Annotated in this window: 20 protein-coding genes and 1 CRISPR repeat array; of the genes, 1 reads left to right on the top strand and 19 read right to left on the bottom strand. The window is 37.3% G+C overall.

The genetic code is table 11. The annotated features are described in order from the left end of the window. Window positions 1-92: 92 nt before the first annotated feature. The 19 genes from E0E02_RS08160 to lepA all read right to left on the bottom strand — a co-directional run bounded on the left by E0E02_RS08160 (window position 93) and on the right by lepA (window position 15,933). A complete protein-coding gene (locus tag E0E02_RS08160; protein WP_074563996.1) occupies window positions 93-503 on the bottom strand; it encodes a GNAT family N-acetyltransferase in 411 nt (136 codons plus the stop codon). A gap of 36 nt (window positions 504-539) precedes the next feature. Then, window positions 540-1,016, bottom strand: coding sequence for a GNAT family N-acetyltransferase (locus E0E02_RS08155; RefSeq protein WP_074602335.1), 477 nt, complete (start codon window positions 1,014-1,016; stop codon window positions 540-542). A gap of 9 nt (window positions 1,017-1,025) precedes the next feature. Continuing rightward, window positions 1,026-1,622 carry a transglutaminase family protein gene (locus E0E02_RS08150; RefSeq protein WP_133018327.1) on the bottom strand — a complete coding sequence of 199 codons (597 nt, stop codon included), beginning with the start codon at window positions 1,620-1,622 and terminating at the stop codon, window positions 1,026-1,028. A 12-nt stretch (window positions 1,623-1,634) separates the two neighbouring features. Next, window positions 1,635-2,537: an NAD-dependent epimerase/dehydratase family protein gene (locus E0E02_RS08145; RefSeq protein WP_074564001.1), complete on the bottom strand. Its 903-nt coding sequence runs from the start codon at window positions 2,535-2,537 to the stop codon at window positions 1,635-1,637. A 187-nt stretch (window positions 2,538-2,724) separates the two neighbouring features. Then, the gene (locus tag E0E02_RS09455; protein ID WP_006532590.1) at window positions 2,725-2,892 is read right to left on the bottom strand and encodes a hypothetical protein; all 168 of its coding nucleotides are present in this window, start codon (window positions 2,890-2,892) and stop codon (window positions 2,725-2,727) included. Between the two features lie 25 nt (window positions 2,893-2,917). Next, complete coding sequence (locus E0E02_RS08140; protein ID WP_133018326.1) at window positions 2,918-3,412, bottom strand: GNAT family N-acetyltransferase; 495 nt, start codon at window positions 3,410-3,412, stop codon at window positions 2,918-2,920. Window positions 3,413-3,437: 25 nt separating this feature from the next. Then, complete coding sequence (locus E0E02_RS08135; protein WP_133018325.1) at window positions 3,438-4,193, bottom strand: GNAT family N-acetyltransferase; 756 nt, start codon at window positions 4,191-4,193, stop codon at window positions 3,438-3,440. Between the two features lie 101 nt (window positions 4,194-4,294). Next, the gene (locus E0E02_RS08130; RefSeq protein ID WP_133018324.1) at window positions 4,295-4,612 is read right to left on the bottom strand and encodes a TfoX/Sxy family protein; all 318 of its coding nucleotides are present in this window, start codon (window positions 4,610-4,612) and stop codon (window positions 4,295-4,297) included. Window positions 4,613-4,628: 16 nt separating this feature from the next. Then, complete coding sequence (locus E0E02_RS08125; RefSeq protein WP_133018323.1) at window positions 4,629-5,366, bottom strand: alpha/beta hydrolase; 738 nt, start codon at window positions 5,364-5,366, stop codon at window positions 4,629-4,631. 163 nt (window positions 5,367-5,529) lie between these two features. Beyond that, window positions 5,530-5,991, bottom strand: a complete 462-nt coding sequence (locus E0E02_RS08120) for a GNAT family N-acetyltransferase (RefSeq protein ID WP_133018322.1) — start codon at window positions 5,989-5,991, stop codon at window positions 5,530-5,532. Window positions 5,992-6,008: 17 nt separating this feature from the next. Continuing rightward, complete coding sequence (locus tag E0E02_RS08115) at window positions 6,009-6,527, bottom strand: hypothetical protein (RefSeq protein ID WP_133018321.1); 519 nt, start codon at window positions 6,525-6,527, stop codon at window positions 6,009-6,011. Window positions 6,528-6,907: 380 nt separating this feature from the next. Beyond that, window positions 6,908-7,336, bottom strand: a complete 429-nt coding sequence (locus E0E02_RS08110) for a GNAT family N-acetyltransferase (protein ID WP_125119338.1) — start codon at window positions 7,334-7,336, stop codon at window positions 6,908-6,910. Window positions 7,337-7,366: 30 nt separating this feature from the next. Continuing rightward, window positions 7,367-7,861, bottom strand: coding sequence for a lincosamide nucleotidyltransferase Lnu(C) (gene lnu(C), locus E0E02_RS08105; RefSeq protein WP_075720925.1), 495 nt, complete (start codon window positions 7,859-7,861; stop codon window positions 7,367-7,369). 465 nt (window positions 7,862-8,326) lie between these two features. Beyond that, window positions 8,327-9,688 (bottom strand): 23S rRNA (uracil(1939)-C(5))-methyltransferase RlmD, encoded by a 1,362-nt coding sequence (gene rlmD / locus E0E02_RS08100; RefSeq protein WP_133018320.1) that lies wholly within the window; start codon window positions 9,686-9,688, stop codon window positions 8,327-8,329. 108 nt (window positions 9,689-9,796) lie between these two features. Continuing rightward, a complete protein-coding gene (locus tag E0E02_RS08095; RefSeq protein WP_133018319.1) occupies window positions 9,797-11,275 on the bottom strand; it encodes an LCP family protein in 1,479 nt (492 codons plus the stop codon). 99 nt (window positions 11,276-11,374) lie between these two features. Continuing rightward, a complete protein-coding gene (pheA, locus tag E0E02_RS08090) occupies window positions 11,375-12,199 on the bottom strand; it encodes a prephenate dehydratase (RefSeq protein ID WP_133018318.1) in 825 nt (274 codons plus the stop codon). Continuing rightward, window positions 12,196-12,672, bottom strand: a complete 477-nt coding sequence (locus E0E02_RS08085; RefSeq protein WP_133018317.1) for a shikimate kinase — start codon at window positions 12,670-12,672, stop codon at window positions 12,196-12,198. Before E0E02_RS08085 ends, pheA begins: the two co-directional genes overlap by 4 nt. Continuing rightward, entirely contained in the window at window positions 12,665-13,948 is a 1,284-nt protein-coding gene (aroA, locus tag E0E02_RS08080) for a 3-phosphoshikimate 1-carboxyvinyltransferase (RefSeq protein WP_133018316.1), read from the bottom strand. Before aroA ends, E0E02_RS08085 begins: the two co-directional genes overlap by 8 nt. 149 nt (window positions 13,949-14,097) lie before the next feature. Then, the gene (lepA, locus tag E0E02_RS08075; RefSeq protein WP_020917052.1) at window positions 14,098-15,933 is read right to left on the bottom strand and encodes a translation elongation factor 4; all 1,836 of its coding nucleotides are present in this window, start codon (window positions 15,931-15,933) and stop codon (window positions 14,098-14,100) included. A 252-nt stretch (window positions 15,934-16,185) separates the two neighbouring features. Here lepA and E0E02_RS08070 point away from each other — a divergent pair, with 252 nt between their 5' ends. Beyond that, the gene (locus E0E02_RS08070) at window positions 16,186-16,752 is read left to right on the top strand and encodes an Ltp family lipoprotein (RefSeq protein WP_133018315.1); all 567 of its coding nucleotides are present in this window, start codon (window positions 16,186-16,188) and stop codon (window positions 16,750-16,752) included. A 69-nt stretch (window positions 16,753-16,821) separates the two neighbouring features. Beyond that, window positions 16,822-18,241: a CRISPR direct-repeat array (repeat unit 36 nt; unit sequence GTTTTACGGTTACTTAAATCTTGAGAGTACAAAAAC). Between the last annotated feature and the right edge of the window lie 25 nt (window positions 18,242-18,266).

Genomic DNA, 18,266 nt, shown 5'->3' with positions numbered 1-18,266 from the left:
ACTTTTGATAACTGCGACAAACTTTCAGCGACTTTCTCTTGTTAATTTAACTAGATATTCAGTTATTCCTTCTCACCGATTAATCCTCAAAACTAAGTCCATAGCGATGTAATGAAAAGTGGTGAGCAATTTTCACTTTTAACAAAGCCACAATTCTCATAAAAGTCAATTTCCTTATTATAGCCAATCACAGCAATTCGCATGAAAGACTTGTATTTTTCTTTTACCATCTGAATCAGTTTTCTTCCGATAGTATGCCCTTGATAGTCAGGATCAACGAGCAAATAATGAATGTAGGCATTCATGATGCCATCATCCATAACACAAATCATACCTACCAGCTTCTCTCCATCCCAAGCTGAATAGACAGTCTTAAAATTCTGCATGGCAAGGACTAACTTTTCAGGGAAATGACCTGAGGACCATTCTACTGAAAGAAATAAACGCTCTAAGTCGCTACATTTAAAATTTTGAATAGATTTATAATCAATATCTGCCGCCATCTGATAACCTCGTTTCTTCGTACAAGTACGCTTATCTTACTCACGCGCTTTATTTTGAATAATAAATTGCATTTCATCATTCATTTGACAAAAGCCGTAATTTTCATAAAGCTTTCTTCCCATTTGAGTCGCTTCAAGCGTGATGAAGTCAATGCCACGTTCTCTTGAATCAGCAATCAACAAATCCAATAAATTGCTCGCAATCCCTCGTCTACGATATTCTGGAGCCACATACATGTTCATAATATAAGCTTTTTTTCCTGACGGATTATGATAGGTTGGCATAACACGATAGTAAGAAATTGCTCCTGTTGCAACCACCTTGTCAGCATCATAAACCAAAAATGCTGTGTGATTGCCATTGGACAAAGCTTCTTGATAATACTCTTTTGAACTTTTAGTCAAATGACTTAAATCTACGGAATGCTCTAATTGATTTGCCGCCCGTAGCACTTCAATCCGTGTTGACACCAACATATCTATATCAGAAATACTAACTTTTTTAAATAACATATCGCTCCCTTACTTCACTTCGCAAGTTAATCTATCGGGTAAATGATGCAGGTACATATCAATAGCATCTGTACTCTTTTCTAGTACCATCATCAAGCCTTGATCTGGTTTTGCATGATTATCGTGATAATCTACCTCACCTTCTGCATCTGGATAAAAAGCTAATCGTTCCTCATCTAACGAAAACTCTGCTTGAACATTTTTCTTATTTCCTCTAGCATCTAGGCGAAGCCATTTTCCTAAAGAATCAAGATAAACAGTATTAAGAGCATGGATACAATAGCCCGTATCTGGAGTAGATCCAAGTATCAAGCGCTGATAAGAAAAACCTGATGGAATACCATTAGCACGAAGTAGTGCCGCTAAAAGATTAGCTTTTGCCCAACAAATGCCAACCCCTTCACGGAGACAATCACTCGCTGAAACTGTCACGCGCTTATCTTTAACATCCCACGAATGGTGGATGTCATCTCTCACAAAATGAAAAGTGTTTTTTACCAAGTCTATTTCATCTATGCTCTCATTTTTTAATTGGTGAGCAAGTTTTTGAATTTCAGGATGAAGATAATCAATATATTCACTGACTTCTAAAAATTCTTGATTCATAAACGCCCTCCCTTACTTCAAATGTTTTTCAATATAATCAAAAAATGGTTTCTTTTTGACGTCGAAGACGTGGTTTTCATACCATGTGTAGGATTCTTTTAAGCCAATTTCTAGAGGTGTTAGCTCTGGTAATAATTTCTCTTGCCTTTTGACATCTAAAAAGAACTCATAGTCGTAAAAACTAAAGTAATTGCGCTGATCGACCTCATCAAAGACTTCGATGAATTCTGGAATTTTATTGCTGCAAGCATAGCAGAGCTTCACCCACTGGCGAGTACTTATAACTTCAGTATTTCCTACGTTATAGAGGTGTTCTGTTGGCCGCTTTTCAATAATAGCTTCCATCATGCGGCACAAATCCTTAATATAAAAGAATTGTAATTTTAATTCACCGTGGCGTGGCAGATAAAATGGCAAATCATCCTTAGCACAATCAAAGACAAAAGCTTCGCGATAAACATTATTCATCGGTCCGTAGAGATATGGTGGACGTAAAATATAAGCTTCTGGAACCAGCTCAAGCAAACGTTTTTCTGCTGCAATCTTATCTAGACCATACTGGCCCCAGAATTTATTTTCACCAAGTTGAGAGGTTTCTAAAAATGGTTGCGCGCCGTCATCTGGATAAACAGAACTTGAACTAATCATGATATAGGTTTCAAATGAGCCTATTGCTTCTACTAAACAAGAAATGTCATTAGCGTTATAAGCTGTCACATCCAAAACGATATCGAAATGGAGACTCTTCAATCGATTACCCAAATCATGTCGATCAGCTTGAATCACAGTCACGCCTTCGACTTGTGTCTTGGTATTTCGATTGAGCACATAGACGTCATAGCCTTTTTTAGCAAAATAAGCCGCTGTATATTTACTAACAAAAACTGTGCCACCCGTTACAAGTACTGTTTTCATCCAGAAACCTCCTTTTGAATTATCAGAATATTATGATACTTGCATTGTAGCACAAAAAGACAGCACTTACAAAGAACAACTGTTTTTTAGCTTTTATCTCACGTCACCCTCTAAAACATTCAAAAACTGCAGCCAGAAAAGCTACAGTTTAACATCTTATTCTTTATAGATTCAATCGTCTGATAAATTACTCGCCTTCATCATCGTCATCTTTGTCAATAAATAGTCCAACCATAACCCCAAAGGCAATACCAAGTGACATCCAAAGTCCAATATTATGTGTTAGAAAACCTATTCCTGCACCAATGGCTACTCCAAATCCCATACCAATTAAAATACCATTTCCTTTAGTCATAATATTGCCCTCCTAAAATCTGAAACTATAAGTGCTTTTCAAATCGGAACATTTCTGAAGCCTCATCATCATTTGGATCTTTGTGATGGCTGTTAAAGAATTCAACAATCTTAAACCCACAGCGATTCACATAAAAATGAATGTTACGTTTTTCAAAATATGGCGTCACGGTTTCCCAGATTTTCACCTGAGGAAACATCTTTTCAATTTGGCACCAAGCGCCATAGCCAACTCCCTTACTGTGGGCATTTGGAGAAACAAAAAGCAAATCCAAATCTCCTCTCTCTCCCTCGATACGGACTACAACACCACCGACAACCTTTCCATCATCAAGGATACGGTAGGCTTCTCCACTATCTATGGATTCTTCAATTGTCTCTCGAGAGATGATTTGACCATCTTCTTCAAAATGGTCATCTCGAAGACCAAATTCTTCTAAAGCTCCATAATTAAAAGCTTCTTGGTTATCTTTAATAAATCGTTCACGGTCACTTGAAACAAGTGGTTTCAACTCAATCATACTTACCTCTTTTAGTGAAAAATTATTATCCTTCAACTTTTGAGACGAGTTTTAAAAATTTTTTGGCATTCATCTGCTCATTTGTGACATAATCCCCGTTGTAAAAAAGAGCGTAGGTCGTTATGGGTGTCGGCGCAGCTTGCGCTGTTTTCCTATCCGTAATTTGAATAGCCTTAAAAGAAATCCCTTCTTGCTTAGCTGTTTCTTCAAGGATTGGGACATACTTAGAATTGAAAGGACATTGGCTGGTGTAATACAAAACATAACCTGATTTTTCGATGTGAGGGTGTTTGGCACAAGCTTTAAAGTTTGGTACTTTAGCATCATCGGAAAACGGCAGATACCAAAGTTGAATGCCATTATCAGCTTCATCAGCCACCTTAAAACCTTTGTAAGCTAGGTACTTTGGATCAGCAAGAAATGGTTTCTTCTTAGCTGCTGCTAAGATACACAAGCCATTCTTCCCTTTTGCTTTGCTATCAGCGATACAAGCCTCCAGCAAATCAGTCGAATAACCATGACCTTTTAAAGAACCCGAAACCCAGAGACAATCAATATACATGTAATCTTCTGCCTCAATGGGATTCCAAGCCTTTTCTGCAGGGATATACTCGATAAAACACTTGCCACGTTCAACACTTTTTAGAAAAACAAGTCCATCATCAAAGCGCTCAGATAACCAAGCTTTTTTAGACGAGACTTGAGCATCTTTGTTGTTAGAAATAGCACAGCAAATATGCTCGTTTTCTAAATTATCTTTTGTCACTTGGATGTATTCCATAATCAATACCTCCTAATCACCCAAGAAAACGTTATCACTCTTTGTTTTCATTGTAGCAAAATCAAGTCATTATGACAAAAGAAAAACTAACCTTTGATGGGCTAGTTTCTTTTTTTCTTAGGGGCAGGTAATTCCTCAGCTATTGCTTGCAATAATTGTGCCAAAAATGCTTTATCATCAAGCTTATCAACCAGAAGCATCTTCTTGGCACCTTCATAAGGTAATGCCATCTTAGCCTCTGGTAGCATAGCTAGCGCTGATTTTGTTGGTTTAACGAGGAAACGATTGTCATAAATCCCACCAATGACCTTACCACGGTAATAAAGGATGTATTCTCCCATCATTGAACGGTAGGAAATCTCTGGAATTTCTGAAAGTTGGTCCAATATAAAAGCTAAGTATTCTTTACTTGATGCCATATCGTTCACTCCTTAATCATAAACTCTCAAAAAGTTCTTTCACATATAAATCTGGCTGGTTAATCGCATATTGACCGTGAGCCAGACCAGCTTTGATTTCCAAGCGACTGTCTGGTAAAAGATCATGTAAATACCTTGCTGAAGCATGCATCTTTTTAGTTTCTTTTTCTCCCACAATAATGCGAACACGCGCTAACGAATTCTTCAAATTTTTCTTTACTTGATACAAGCTACTTGCTTTTGTAAAAGCAATCAAATTTTGCTTAGAAAGTTTCACTGTGTCCTCATAATAGTGTTCAAACAAATCAGCTCGAATGCCAAGGTAGCGAAACTGCATCTTTGCAAACCACTTCTTCTTAATCAAAGGAAAACTCATCGAAAATAGCGGAGCGACCAAACCTGCTCTCAATTTATCTGGAATAATGGCAGCACTTTCTACAATAGCGTACTGACAAATATCTTTTCGCAAAGCAAGCATTTCTAAAAGAATCTGACCACCAAGCGACAAACCAGCAATCAGAAAAACTGAACCACCATAGGTTTTATCAATATAATTCAGAAGTCGCTTAGCATTATCTTCAATGCTTGTAAAATCAGCATCACTTCCAGCATGTCCATCAAGAATTGGCAAAACCACATGATAGTTTTCACACAGCAAATCCATCTGAGCTTGATATTGCCACCACGACAAACCGCCACCGTGAAGTAACACGATAACGTCTTGATTTTCTTGACCAACTTCAACAACTTTCATCACAATCTCCTCCCCAAAATGCTAACAAAAAAACAAAAGTCCTAGGTAAAATAATAACACAGCACAACTAATCAAGTACCTGTTATCATATTACCATACTTTTGGTTTTATTTGATGGGGGTAATGTTTTTATTAGTAAAGTGAATATGCAAAACTTAAAAAGTTATTTTAAAGACATAAGATAGATTTGACAAGGATTTTGCTCATCCCACAATGTTGGAAATACCTCAAATTCCTTAAAACCAAGTGAAAGATAGAAACGATTTGTGCTATCATAAATATCGTATTTTCCCATTTGAACCGTTTTGACTTGAAGAAAAGTGTAACCTTTTTCGGTAGCAATCTCTTTAGCTTTCAAAACAAGAGTTTTTCCAACACCCTGTCGGTGATATTTTTTCAAAACTCCCATTACAAATAGCTCAACTGTATCTCTTCCAGTTTCTTTCAAATAAACAAAACCAACTGGGTGTTTTTTATCATAAGCAGCTATAAATGGGCACTTTGCACTTTCTTTGATGTAGTTCTCACGCGCTTCAGAAATTCCAAACCATTCAGGCAAAGCTTCTAAAATAAAACGTGTTATATCTTGTTTCTCAGTATCATCAATTATTTCTTTGAGTTTCATTGTATTTTTAAAACTTCCTAATCAATTCTGCCACTTTTGGCTAATTTCATAGCGTCCGCAGTTAAAAATGTTCTACGAATCATTGTTTCAATGTAGCGCTCCATAAGTTTTTCATCATCAAGAAACAACGTAAAAAATCTTAATGTCCTTGTTTGATTAAACCAAACGATTTTTATTGGTACTTTTAAGGTTTTACTTTCTCCACCGACTGCCAAACTTGATTGTTCATCTTTCAACTCTTGCATTTTAAAAAAATCATTTCCATTCTGACGAAAACTTTCGATACATTCAATCTCTTTAGAACCAGGTAGTGAACTGTAAGTAATGGTAGAAATATTCATTAAATCAGCCTTGCTCATATAACTAGCCCAATCAACCATGCCTTTCCAACCATAACCACGAGCAGCTAACAAAACGTCATACTGATGCCAAGCTTCTTGACTGCAATGACGAATCTCTTTAATGTAACTTTCATCATCTAAAACATCTCTAGAAGTCAACCTCTTCTTTTTCTTGAAAAAATCAAGTAGTCCCATAAAATCCCCCTTCATAAATCTTAAAAATCTTCATAAACAGCTTACCTTAAAAATCAAATGCAAGCTAAACTCTTATTCTGCGTTTTTAACTAGTAAGCTTACACATTCAGCGGTTCGCCGTTACCGTTTCATTTCGTCGCTAACTCCTCATTCTACGACAGCTATCGCATGGGCAGAACATCTGCTTCTACTTCGCTGTTTCAGCAACTCGTACAAGCAGTGATACTGCCTCAACATGAGTCGAGTTTATAGGATTGATGTCATAGCCTTTTGCTAGTTGACGGAAACATATCAACTCTCCCTGTTGTCGGAAACATATCCATATTATACTGCCCCCTAATTTAATAATCAATTTCTCATCCCTATAAATTGGAATTTGTCTATCGGCTCCAAGCCAGAACCAACTCTTTTTCGTTGGTATTATCATCCGTGTTTTCTGATTGAACTACAAATTGTTCTCTCTGATAAAATTGAATTGCACGGATATTCTTATTATAAACGCTCAAATACATATTGGATTTAATGCCTTTTGCATAATTCAATAGTTGTTTCCCAATGCCTTTCGACTGCATATCTTCTTTTACGAATAATCCCGCAATATAATTATCTGTCAATCCAATAAAGCCTTCTATTTCTTTTGTGCCATTGTTTTCATACACATATATTTCTGCTTGTGGAAGAATCTTTTTTACCATATCATAATTATCCATCCAATAGTGCTTTGATATGAAACTATGTGCTTTAATGTTTATATCAAGCCATATCTGCATAACAGCAGATAAATCATTTTCCTTGACTGCTCTTATCACAATATAACCTCTACAAATTTGAATTTACAGTTATCTATACTCATTTGGAATTTCGATATGAAATGTCTCACACAATAGCTTCACATCATGTACATCATTTTCATCAAATTCATATCCCAAATGGAACATTACTTGACTATATGGTTCAATACAAGAAACCTCTATCTCCTCAATTTTTCCTTTACCAGAAAAAGTTTCTACCGGAAAGTTATCCCCCTCATAAAGAATTTCACCTTCGCCCGTATATTCAAAACAATGCAAATCAACAATCCTGTTTTTCGCATCTTTCCATACAGTATGGTTCAATGTTGTATATTCCATCTTAATCTCATAAAAGTCATTAGCTTTCATTATCTCTATAAAGTTCTGATAATCTTTCTTTTCTACAAAAATATCAATATCGTTATGGACTCTTGACTGATGTCCAAGCAACGCATCTACCCCCCAGCCACCATCAAGAAAGACTTTAATCTCGGCATCTATCGCGAGTTGAAGAATCTGTTTTACATCTGTAATATTGACCATCTTATCATCTCCACAAATTCAAGTTTTCTGTTCTCTTAACCATTATATCATACCGATGCAAGTGTTTCATTAACAAACTATGAACGAAAAAACACCCTGCATTTCTGCAAGGTGCCTTTATCTGTTTTATGCTTCAACTTCCATTTCCATTCCCGATTTAAGGGTTACTACTATCTTCTCATCAAGAATTGTGACCTTTTCTACTAGCCTTCTTGTAAGCAACATTTATTTTTAACACTATAAAAGGAGAGATTCTTAAGTTTAAATTGAACTTAGGAATCTCTCCTTTAAATTTATCTACAATAGTCCTATGCACTCAACACCTTCAAAAGTAGTTTCTGAACTCCACCCTACCTACAACCAGACTACAGAGCTACTGTCAAAACCAACTAAAAAAGGATTCCAGGAGGTTACCAATAATGGACCTTCGCACGGAATCCCTTGATTTCAACGTTTTTCAGTTGTTTATTTGTCTTTTCTTGACAGCAGACAGACTGTCTCAACATGGTGCGTGTTCGGGAACAAATCCACCGGCTGTACTTTTTGGAGTTTGTAGCCAAGTTCTTGGTAAAGTTTGATGTCACGCGCCATAGTTGCTGGGTTACATGAGATGTAAGTGACTTTTTCTGGTTGCATGGCTACGCTTGCTTTGATAAAGTTTTCTGTCAAGCCTTTACGTGGTGGGTCAACCAAAATAACGCTTGGTTTGATACCATTTTTGCTCCATGTCGCCATGGCATGCTCTGCAGAATCAGCCACATAATGCGCATTAGTAATGCCATTAAGTGCAGCATTGCGTTTAGCATCTTCAACCGCTTCTTCAATCACTTCAACACCATAAACTGCTTTAACATTTTTGGCAAATGAAAGCCCGATAGTTCCAATACCAGAATAAGCATCAATCACGATGTCATCAGCCGTCAAATCTGAAAAATCAATAGCAGTTTGGTAAAGTTTTTCAGCCATTTCAGTGTTCACTTGGTAGAATGAACGCGCTGAAATTTCATATTGATTACCAAGCATGCTATCAACAATCGTATCTTTTCCATAAAGCGTTCTAAAGTCATTACCAAAAATCGCATTGGTGTTTTTATCGTTGATATTTTGGACGATTGATTTTACCGCTGGAAATTCTGCAACAATTTTTTCGATGATTTGCTCGATGCGGAAAATTTTCGGACGTGTTGTGACAAAGACAAGCATCATCTCACCAGAATAATGTCCACGACGAACCACCAAGTTACGAATTAAACCAGTTTGTTCTTTTTCATCGTATGGTTTAAGGTCAAAACGACGAAGCAAATCACGTGTGAAATTGATTAAACGGTCAATTTCTTTATTTTGAATGTAAAAATCAGAAATTGGCATCAAATCGTGTGAATGTTTGCGGAAGAAACCAGTTTCCAGTTGTCCATTAACACGGCGAACTGGCACTTGCGCTTTGTTACGATAGGCGTATGGATGCTCCATTCCAAGTGTCTCAGCCACTTCAACATCTGAAATACCAGCTGTTTTATACAAATTATCAGCAACTTGTTTGCGTTTAAATTTCAATTGTTCAGCGTAAGCCAAATGTCCAAAATCCGCGATTCCTGTACGCAAGTAATCCACATTCAAATCTTGGTTACGGTGTTCAGAAATGGTGAGGTATTCTTCAACCTTACCAAAACCAATATTTTTCTTCACTTTCAAGACGCGCATCTTGATTTTTTCACCTGGAAGAGCATTTTCAACAAAAAAGACGAAGCCATCAACTTTGGCAACCCCTGCTCCTTCGTGTGATAAATCTGTGATTTCAACCTCTACAATGCTATTTTTTTCTAACATATTTTCCTTTCATGCTTGACTTATATAAGCCATCAGTAATATCTTATTCTCGGTTTCTTCCCTATAAAAAATAGAGAAGCTTAACTGCCTCTCTATTATATCATATTATTAACGTAGCCCAAGGTCCTTCAACTCTTTTTGGTATTTATTGAAATCAATGGCAATTCCAAGACCGCCATACATATCATAATCATCTGTCCAGTCGCCTTCTGCAGGAACTGTCTTTTGCTCAATTCCTTTTTGACCACTTGTCACCACACCCAAGCCTTCTTTAACAAGAAATGGATAAGAAATATTGGTTGAAGTAAGGGCATAAATTTTACCGATAGCTGCTGAGCCTGTGAAAAGTTTTGAAGGGTCTTTAATTTGATTGACGATTGCTGAGATGACTTGTTGCTGGCGTTGTGTACGACCATAATCGCCGTCATCATCCTTACGAAAACGCGCATAATTTAGCAAAGTCCGTCCATCCATACGTTGTTGACCAACTTCAATGGTCTGATTAGGGACACTACCATCTGCTTGCATGTTAAGGTCATCTGGCACTTCTACTGATGACACCTCTTGACCATCAACCGTACCAAACTTGGCATCTATCTCAACGCCTTTTGGAAAGAGCGTATTGATAGCTTCTGCGAAGGTTTCAAAATCAACCATGACATAATACTTGACGTTAATATCAAAATTATCCTTCAAAGTTTTACGCATGAACTCAGCACCTTGACGATCATCTTGTTCGCCAATGTTAAAGGCCACATTTAGCTTTTGGTCATTAGCATAGTCGTTATAGCTGACACCGTTAATATTGACAAGAGTATCGCGCATAAAGCTAACTAGCTTTACTTTTCCTTCTTTGTTGCCGATGTTTAAAACCATAATGGTATCTGTTCTAGCATCAGATGAGCCTTGCGAAATCCGCTTATCACTACCAAGAATCAAAATATTAGTTCCGTCATGACTATCTTGACCGTTAAAAGGTTCTACCACTGCAGCAGAATAATTCGTCTCGCCACTAGAAACTTCGTGAACCCCATGATAAAACATGTAAACCATGCCAATCATAACGATAACAACTAAGAAACCACAAAATTGCAAAAAATGCTTAAAACGTTTTTTATGGTTCTTCTTTTTGGGCTTCTTTGCTTTGGTCACCTTAGGTTCTTCGTGTGCTATTCCTTCGTAATAATCTAAATAAGAAGTTTGCTTTTTTGCCTTTTTCTTTCGCTTTGAAGGACGTGACTTTTTTTCCTTCGGGTATTTCGGCAGACCTTGTGAAGTGACTTGATTATCATAATCATCATAATCGTCGTATTCATCATAAGTCACATAGGCATCATAATCATCGTCATAGTCGTCATCGTAGTAATCATAATACTCGTAATAGTCGCCATAATCGTCATAACGCTCATAATTTGGCTCTTTATTGGCAGACGAAGGATATCCAGATGACATCTCTTGCATACTCATCTGCTTTTTATGATAGAGATAACCAAATTCTTCCTTTTGTTGCGGATTTAGATATTCTAAATTTCCCAAAAGGTACTCATATCTTAATTCTTCGTGTCGACTTAATTTATCTTGTGCCATATCTCATACCACTCTTTCAATCTAGCTATACTAAAGTCAGTACAAGTTTAACGAAACGACTATACTATTATTATACTAAAAAAAGACATTAGAACGAAATCATAACTTGTAAACGTCGTAATTTCCGAGCATTTTATAATCAATCCCCAACAAATGCAATTCTTCCAGCGCAAAAGTGACTAGAGCTTCATTGGTATTATCAATATCAACGATGAAAAAGTACTCTCCAAGAGCTGTCTTCAAAGGACGACTTTCGATTTTAGTCAAGTTAATTCCGCGCCATGCAAACACAGACAAAGCCTTATAAAGTGCCCCTGGAAGATTATCTGGCAGAGTCAAAGCAAGAGACACTTTTTGTTGACACTTAAACAATTTAAAAGCGTATTTCTTTCGACCAAGCACCCAAAAGCGCGTGTAGTTTTCATCCATTTCTTGGATGTCTTTGGCGATAATCTCTAAGCCATATTCTTTTGCGGCAGCAACTGGAGCAATCGCTGCAAATGGCTCAGCAGGGTTTTCAGCAATAAAACGTGCTGCATAAGCCGTGCTTGCTGTCATCTCGATTTGTGCATTCGGATAATGCGCTTTGATATATTTTTTCCCTTGAGCAATGGCCTGAGGATGTGAGAAAATCTTTTCGATTTTCTTATCTTTCGAAGTCGCTAAAAGTTGTTGCTTAATGGGTTGAATCATTTCAGCAACCGCTTCAATTTTTGCTTGATGAAAAAGGTAGTCCAAGGTTTCATGAACTGACCCTTCAATGGAATTTTCAACAGGAATAATGGCGTAATCCACTAGACCTTCTTCGTAAGACTTAATCACTTCTGTGATATTTGCAAAAGGCACCCTATCAGCTTCTGGGAATGCCTTAACAGCAACATTGTGCGTAAAAGAACCATTCGGTCCTAAATAGCCAACTTTCATCCAATTTCCTCAATAATTTCTTCCGGTGTTTTTCCAGCAACTTCGATAATACGATTGGCTGCAGCCTCATACATCTCTTGACGTCCATCAAAGATAGCTTTGAAATCTTCTTTACTATTATTAACAAATAAAGGACGGACATTCTTTGTATCATTTTTAATACGATCATAAAGCGTGTCAAAATCAGCTTTAAGATAAATCGTTTCAGGATTTTTTGCTAAAATTTTACGATTAATCGGATTAATCACAACTCCACCACCAGTTGAAATGACGTGGTCAGAATTCGCCAATTCAGCTAAGACCTGTGATTCAATCTCACGGAATTTTGCTTCGCCTTCTTTTTCAAAAAAGTCCGCAATTGACATGCCAATACGCTCTGTAATCAAAGCATCCATGTCGATATAATCTTTATCTAAAAGTGAGGAAATGGTTGATTTTCCAGATCCCATAAATCCAATAATAATTCTAGCCATGTGACAAGACCTCCAAATCACTAAAGAAGCTTGGGTAGCTTGTGTTGATTGCTTCTGCGCGCTCTAACTCAACATCACCCTCTGACACCAAAAGCGCAGCAATTGCCGCCATCATACCGATACGGTGGTCACCGAAGGTATTGATTTTAGCACCATGAAGCGGTGTTTTTCCTTTGATAATCATACCGTCATCTGTTGGTGTGATGTCAGCTCCCATAGCGTTAAGAGCATCCGCAACTACCTGAATACGGTCTGTTTCTTTAACTTTTAATTCTTCTGCATCACGAATGACTGTTGTGCCATTTGCTTGTGTAGCAAGAAGCGCAATAATCGGCAATTCATCAATCAAGCGTGGAATGATTTCACCACCAATTTCAGTTCCGTGAAGTTCAGATGTTTCAACCGTAATTGTTGCTGATTTGGCAACGTCATCAACATCTGAAATAGTCATTTTTCCACCCATTGCTTCAATGACATCTAAAATACCTGTACGTGTTTCATTGATTCCGACATTTTCAAGCACCACTTTAGCATTTGGAACAATAAGCCCTGCTACTAGCCAGAAAGCTGCTGAAGAAATATCACCTGGAACGACCACATCTTGACCAGTAAATTCTTGACCACCTTTGATGCGGATTTCTTTGCCATTGACATCAATTTTTCCGCCAAATTGGACAATCATGTCTTCGGTGTGATTACGTGTCTTTTCTTTTTCAATGATGACTGATTCACCGTCAGCTTGCAAAGCCGCAAAGATAAGAGCTGATTTTACCTGAGCAGAAGCCACAGGAAGTTGATAATGAATTGGCTTAAGGTTCTTACTTCCGTGCATGACAAGCGGTGGTAAATCACGCTCAGTCTGACCAGAAACCTCTACCCCCATTTGACGAAGTGGAATCGTCACACGGTCCATCGGACGTTTTGACAAACTATCATCTCCAAACATCTCAACAGTGAAATCTTGCCCAGCCAAAACACCTGAAATCAAGCGAATTGATGTCCCTGAATTTCCCATATCAAGTTTATTTTGAGGTGCTTTAAGCCCATCAAAACCAACACCAGTAATGGTAACAAGGTCACCATCATCTTGGATATCAACCCCTAAATCACGAAAAACTTGCATGGTTGACAAAACATCTTCACCACGCAAAATATCGCGAACAGTTGTTTTCCCCTTAGCAAGACTTCCGAACATGATTGAACGGTGACTGATAGATTTATCGCCAGGAACACGCAAAGTTCCTTGTAACTGTGACACATTTGTCAATAATTTCATACAACTCTCCCACGGTTTAGTTTTAATTCTATTGTACCATAAAAATACTGAAAATTTGCACAACTCTCTAATAATTCTCTTTTTACGATTTTTATGGTCAAAATTTACAAGAAAAACAACTGAAAGAAATTCTTTCAGCTGTTTATGTTTTATTTTTTGCTGCTTTCGTCATCCATTGAAAGAACTGACAAGAAGGCTTCTTGTGGCACTTCAACAGAACCGATAGCTTTCATACGTTTTTTACCTGCTTTTTGTTTTTCAAGCAATTTACGTTTACGAGAAACGTCACCACCATAACATTTCGCCAAAACGTTTTTACGAAGGGCTTTAATATCTGAACGAGCCACGATTTTTTGACCGATAGCCGCTTGAATTGGCACTTCGAATTGTTGACGTGGAATGATTTTCTTCAATTTTTCAACGATTAATTTACCACGTTCATAGGCAAATTCATTGTGAACAATGAAGCTAAGGGCATCGACTTTATCACCGTTAAGGAGAATATCCATTTTAACCAATTTAGATTTACGGTATTCTGAAATTTCGTAATCAAAGCTAGCATATCCACGTGTTGATGATTTCAATTTATCAAAGAAATCAAAGACAATTTCAGCAAGCGGAATTTGGTAAATGACATTAACACGATTTTCATCGATGTAATCCATTGTCACAAAATCACCACGTTTGCGTTGCGCAAGTTCCATAACCGCTCCAACAAATTCTTGCGGAACCATGATTTGTGCTTTAACATATGGTTCTTCGATACTTGCAACCTTAGTTGGGTCTGGGAACTCAGATGGATTTGACACTTCAAGCATGTCTCCATCAGTCGTATTGACATGGTATACAACAGATGGTGCTGTCATGATCAAGTCAATGTTAAACTCACGTTCCAAACGTTCTTGGATAACGTCCATGTGAAGAAGTCCCAAGAAACCACAGCGGAAACCAAATCCAAGAGCTTGTGATGTTTCTGGCTCGAATTGAAGACTAGCATCGTTCAATTGAAGTTTTTCAAGTGCTTCACGAAGGTCATTGTATTTATTTGATTCGATTGGGTAAAGACCAGCAAAGACCATCGGATTCATTTGTTTGTAACCATGAAGTGGTTCTGCTGCTGGATTATCCGCAAGCGTAACTGTATCACCCACACGAGTATCTGCAACTGTCTTAATTGAAGCTGCGATATAACCAACGTCACCAGTTGCTAGGAAATCACGTCCAACTGCTTTTGGTGTGAAAATACCAACTTCTGTAACATCAAATGTTTTGCCATTTGACATCAATTGAATAGTATCTCCAGGTTTCACCATACCATTGACGATACGTACTTGAAGGATAACTCCACGATAAGCATCGTAAACAGAGTCAAAGATAAGCGCTTGAAGTGGTGCTTCAACATCTCCTGCTGGCGCTGGCACGTACTCAACGATTTGTTCAAGGATTTCTTCAATCCCGATACCAGCTTTAGCTGAGGCAAGTACTGCTTCTGACGCATCAAGTCCGATAACATCTTCGATTTCTTGACGTACACGTTCAGGGTCAGCTGCTGGCAAGTCAATCTTGTTAATGACTGGCAAGATTTCCAAATCATTATCAAGGGCTAAATACACATTAGCAAGAGTTTGAGCTTCAATACCTTGTGCCGCATCGACAACCAAAATTGCCCCTTCACATGCCGCTAGAGAACGTGACACTTCGTATGAAAAGTCAACGTGCCCCGGTGTATCAATCAAGTGGAAAATGTAAGTTTCACCGTCTTTAGCTGTGTAGTTCAACTCGATAGCATTCAATTTGATTGTGATACCACGTTCACGCTCCAAATCCATGCTATCCAAGAGTTGAGCTTGCATTTCACGACTAGAAACTGTTTCAGTCTTTTCCAAAATACGGTCAGCCAAAGTTGACTTCCCGTGGTCAATATGCGCAATAATTGAGAAATTGCGAATCTTTTCTTGTCGTTTTTTTAATTCTTGAATATCCATCTATCCTATAATCCTATACAATTATTCATTATTTCTATTATAACAAATAAACACCTTGGGTGCTATAAAAAGTTTGTAACAAGCGATAAAAGCAAGGAAAATCACTTATTAAAAAGAGCCTCAAATTTCTTTACATTTTGTAAATAAAGCGCTATCATTTAAGTGAAAATTAGACAAATAACTTACTTCCACACTTCATTTTAAACTGTATTATCCTATCTCACACACTTAACCGTTGATAAGGAGAACATCATGAAAAAGAGAACAATGATTATTGCCTGTGCTACGGCACTATTAGGAATGTCTAGTTTTTTCGTAACAAGTCCACCACTTGTCTCGCAACCCCATGTCGTCTACGCTGCAGCGACTAGTAGCCAGAAAAAAGCTCTAAGCAAGGCTGAAAAGTACTACAAGCTCATGAACATGTCAAAATTAGGCATTTACGACCAATTGACATCAGATGTTGAAAAATATTCTGCCAAAGATGCTCAATATGCCGTTGACCATTTGAAAGCTAATTACAAAAAGGCTGCACTAAAAAGAGCAAAGAGCTATTACAAGATTATGCACATGTCAAAACAAGGCATCTACGACCAATTGTCTAACGAAAATGGCGATAAATTCACTGCTGAGCAAGCTCAGTACGCTATTGACCATGCCAAATTAGACTATAAGAAAGCTGCCTTGGAAAAAGCAAAAAGTTATAAGAAAACACTAGACTTGTCATCAGATGAAATCTACGAACAACTCACTTCTGAACACGGCGCAAAATTCACCACCGAAGAAGCTCAGTATGCCATCGACCATCTGAATGACTAAGCCAATCTAACCTAGCAAACCTATGACCCATATAGGAAAAACCACCTGGAAATTTCTAGGTGGTTTTGGTGTTTTAGTGGTTTTTAATCTTGAGAGTACAAAAACTGAAATTTATCAATATAAATGGAAACCAAAGTTTTACGGTTACTTAAATCTTGAGAGTACAAAAACCGGTCAACTTGTGAAATATGAAGCCAGGACGTTTTACGGTTACTTAAATCTTGAGAGTACAAAAACGCAATATTACCTAAAGCTACAGAAGCAGGTTTTACGGTTACTTAAATCTTGAGAGTACAAAAACGTAAATATCAAAGTTTTTCATTTTAATTTTGTTTTACGGTTACTTAAATCTTGAGAGTACAAAAACAAGCTACGATGTAAACTTCGTTCGCAAATGGTTTTACGGTTACTTAAATCTTGAGAGTACAAAAACCTGTCGAAAAACGTGAACGTATTACTTGGAGTTTTACGGTTACTTAAATCTTGAGAGTACAAAAACTTAAATTTGTTTTCCAATGTATTCAATCTGGTTTTACGGTTACTTAAATCTTGAGAGTACAAAAACAGTTCCTTCAATAGGTTCCATGTTTATTTTGTTTTACGGTTACTTAAATCTTGAGAGTACAAAAACCATGCTACAATGTGAGGAGACAACTATTTTGTTTTACGGTTACTTAAATCTTGAGAGTACAAAAACCAGTCTTCTTACTTTTAACAAGACCACCATGTTTTACGGTTACTTAAATCTTGAGAGTACAAAAACGGTCTCTTGGAGGTGGCGCGGTAGACTTAGGTTTTACGGTTACTTAAATCTTGAGAGTACAAAAACGCTTGATTTCGTAATTGACGTATGCATCCTGTTTTACGGTTACTTAAATCTTGAGAGTACAAAAACTCTTCCTTCATTGCAGTTTGCAAAGCTGAAGTTTTACGGTTACTTAAATCTTGAGAGTACAAAAACGTTTGGAGGTGGTTAGAACACTCCTTCTTCGTTTTACGGTTACTTAAATCTTGAGAGTACAAAAACCCGTTGTCATAACCACAAGCGAATGCCTGAGTTTTACGGTTACTTAAATCTTGAGAGTACAAAAACTATCGATAAGGGTAAGTATAAGTTAGACATGTTTTACGGTTACTTAAATCTTGAGAGTACAAAAACTACCGAGCGTCCTATACGTTCACGGTCAAGGTTTTACGGTTACTTAAATCTTGAGAGTACAAAAACCACTGCCTGATGATTATTGTAAAAATGAATGTTTTACGGTTACTTAAATCTTGAGAGTACAAAAACCGTCATTGCGGAAGTCATTACGACGCAGTTGTTTTACGGTTACTTAAATCTTGAGAGTACAAAAACCAGCCATAACTTTTCCTTTCAACCTGTAATGTTTTACGGTTACTTAAATCTTGAGAGTACAAAAACCACTGCCTGATGATTATTGTAAAAATGAATGTTTTACGGTTACTTAAATCTTGAGAGTACAAAAACCGTCATTGCGGAAGTCATTACGACG

The organism is Streptococcus sp. KCJ4932, assembly GCF_004352745.1.
Taxonomy (GTDB): domain Bacteria; phylum Bacillota; class Bacilli; order Lactobacillales; family Streptococcaceae; genus Streptococcus; species Streptococcus ruminicola.
This window is presented reverse-complemented; position numbering and strand designations above follow the sequence as displayed.

Coding starts and splice junctions, on each gene's coding strand:
- E0E02_RS08160 (WP_074563996.1), bottom strand. CDS start 503: ATGGCGGCAGATATTGATTATAAATCTATTCAAAATTTTAAATGTAGC.
- E0E02_RS08155 (WP_074602335.1), bottom strand. CDS start 1,016: ATGTTATTTAAAAAAGTTAGTATTTCTGATATAGATATGTTGGTGTCA.
- E0E02_RS08150 (WP_133018327.1), bottom strand. CDS start 1,622: ATGAATCAAGAATTTTTAGAAGTCAGTGAATATATTGATTATCTTCAT.
- E0E02_RS08145 (WP_074564001.1), bottom strand. CDS start 2,537: ATGAAAACAGTACTTGTAACGGGTGGCACAGTTTTTGTTAGTAAATAT.
- E0E02_RS09455 (WP_006532590.1), bottom strand. CDS start 2,892: ATGACTAAAGGAAATGGTATTTTAATTGGTATGGGATTTGGAGTAGCC.
- E0E02_RS08140 (WP_133018326.1), bottom strand. CDS start 3,412: ATGATTGAGTTGAAACCACTTGTTTCAAGTGACCGTGAACGATTTATT.
- E0E02_RS08135 (WP_133018325.1), bottom strand. CDS start 4,193: ATGGAATACATCCAAGTGACAAAAGATAATTTAGAAAACGAGCATATT.
- E0E02_RS08130 (WP_133018324.1), bottom strand. CDS start 4,612: ATGGCATCAAGTAAAGAATACTTAGCTTTTATATTGGACCAACTTTCA.
- E0E02_RS08125 (WP_133018323.1), bottom strand. CDS start 5,366: ATGAAAGTTGTTGAAGTTGGTCAAGAAAATCAAGACGTTATCGTGTTA.
- E0E02_RS08120 (WP_133018322.1), bottom strand. CDS start 5,991: ATGAAACTCAAAGAAATAATTGATGATACTGAGAAACAAGATATAACA.
- E0E02_RS08115 (WP_133018321.1), bottom strand. CDS start 6,527: ATGGGACTACTTGATTTTTTCAAGAAAAAGAAGAGGTTGACTTCTAGA.
- rlmD (WP_133018320.1), bottom strand. CDS start 9,688: ATGTTAGAAAAAAATAGCATTGTAGAGGTTGAAATCACAGATTTATCA.
- E0E02_RS08095 (WP_133018319.1), bottom strand. CDS start 11,275: ATGGCACAAGATAAATTAAGTCGACACGAAGAATTAAGATATGAGTAC.
- pheA (WP_133018318.1), bottom strand. CDS start 12,199: ATGAAAGTTGGCTATTTAGGACCGAATGGTTCTTTTACGCACAATGTT.
- E0E02_RS08085 (WP_133018317.1), bottom strand. CDS start 12,672: ATGGCTAGAATTATTATTGGATTTATGGGATCTGGAAAATCAACCATT.
- aroA (WP_133018316.1), bottom strand. CDS start 13,948: ATGAAATTATTGACAAATGTGTCACAGTTACAAGGAACTTTGCGTGTT.
- lepA (WP_020917052.1), bottom strand. CDS start 15,933: ATGGATATTCAAGAATTAAAAAAACGACAAGAAAAGATTCGCAATTTC.
- E0E02_RS08070 (WP_133018315.1), top strand. CDS start 16,186: ATGAAAAAGAGAACAATGATTATTGCCTGTGCTACGGCACTATTAGGA.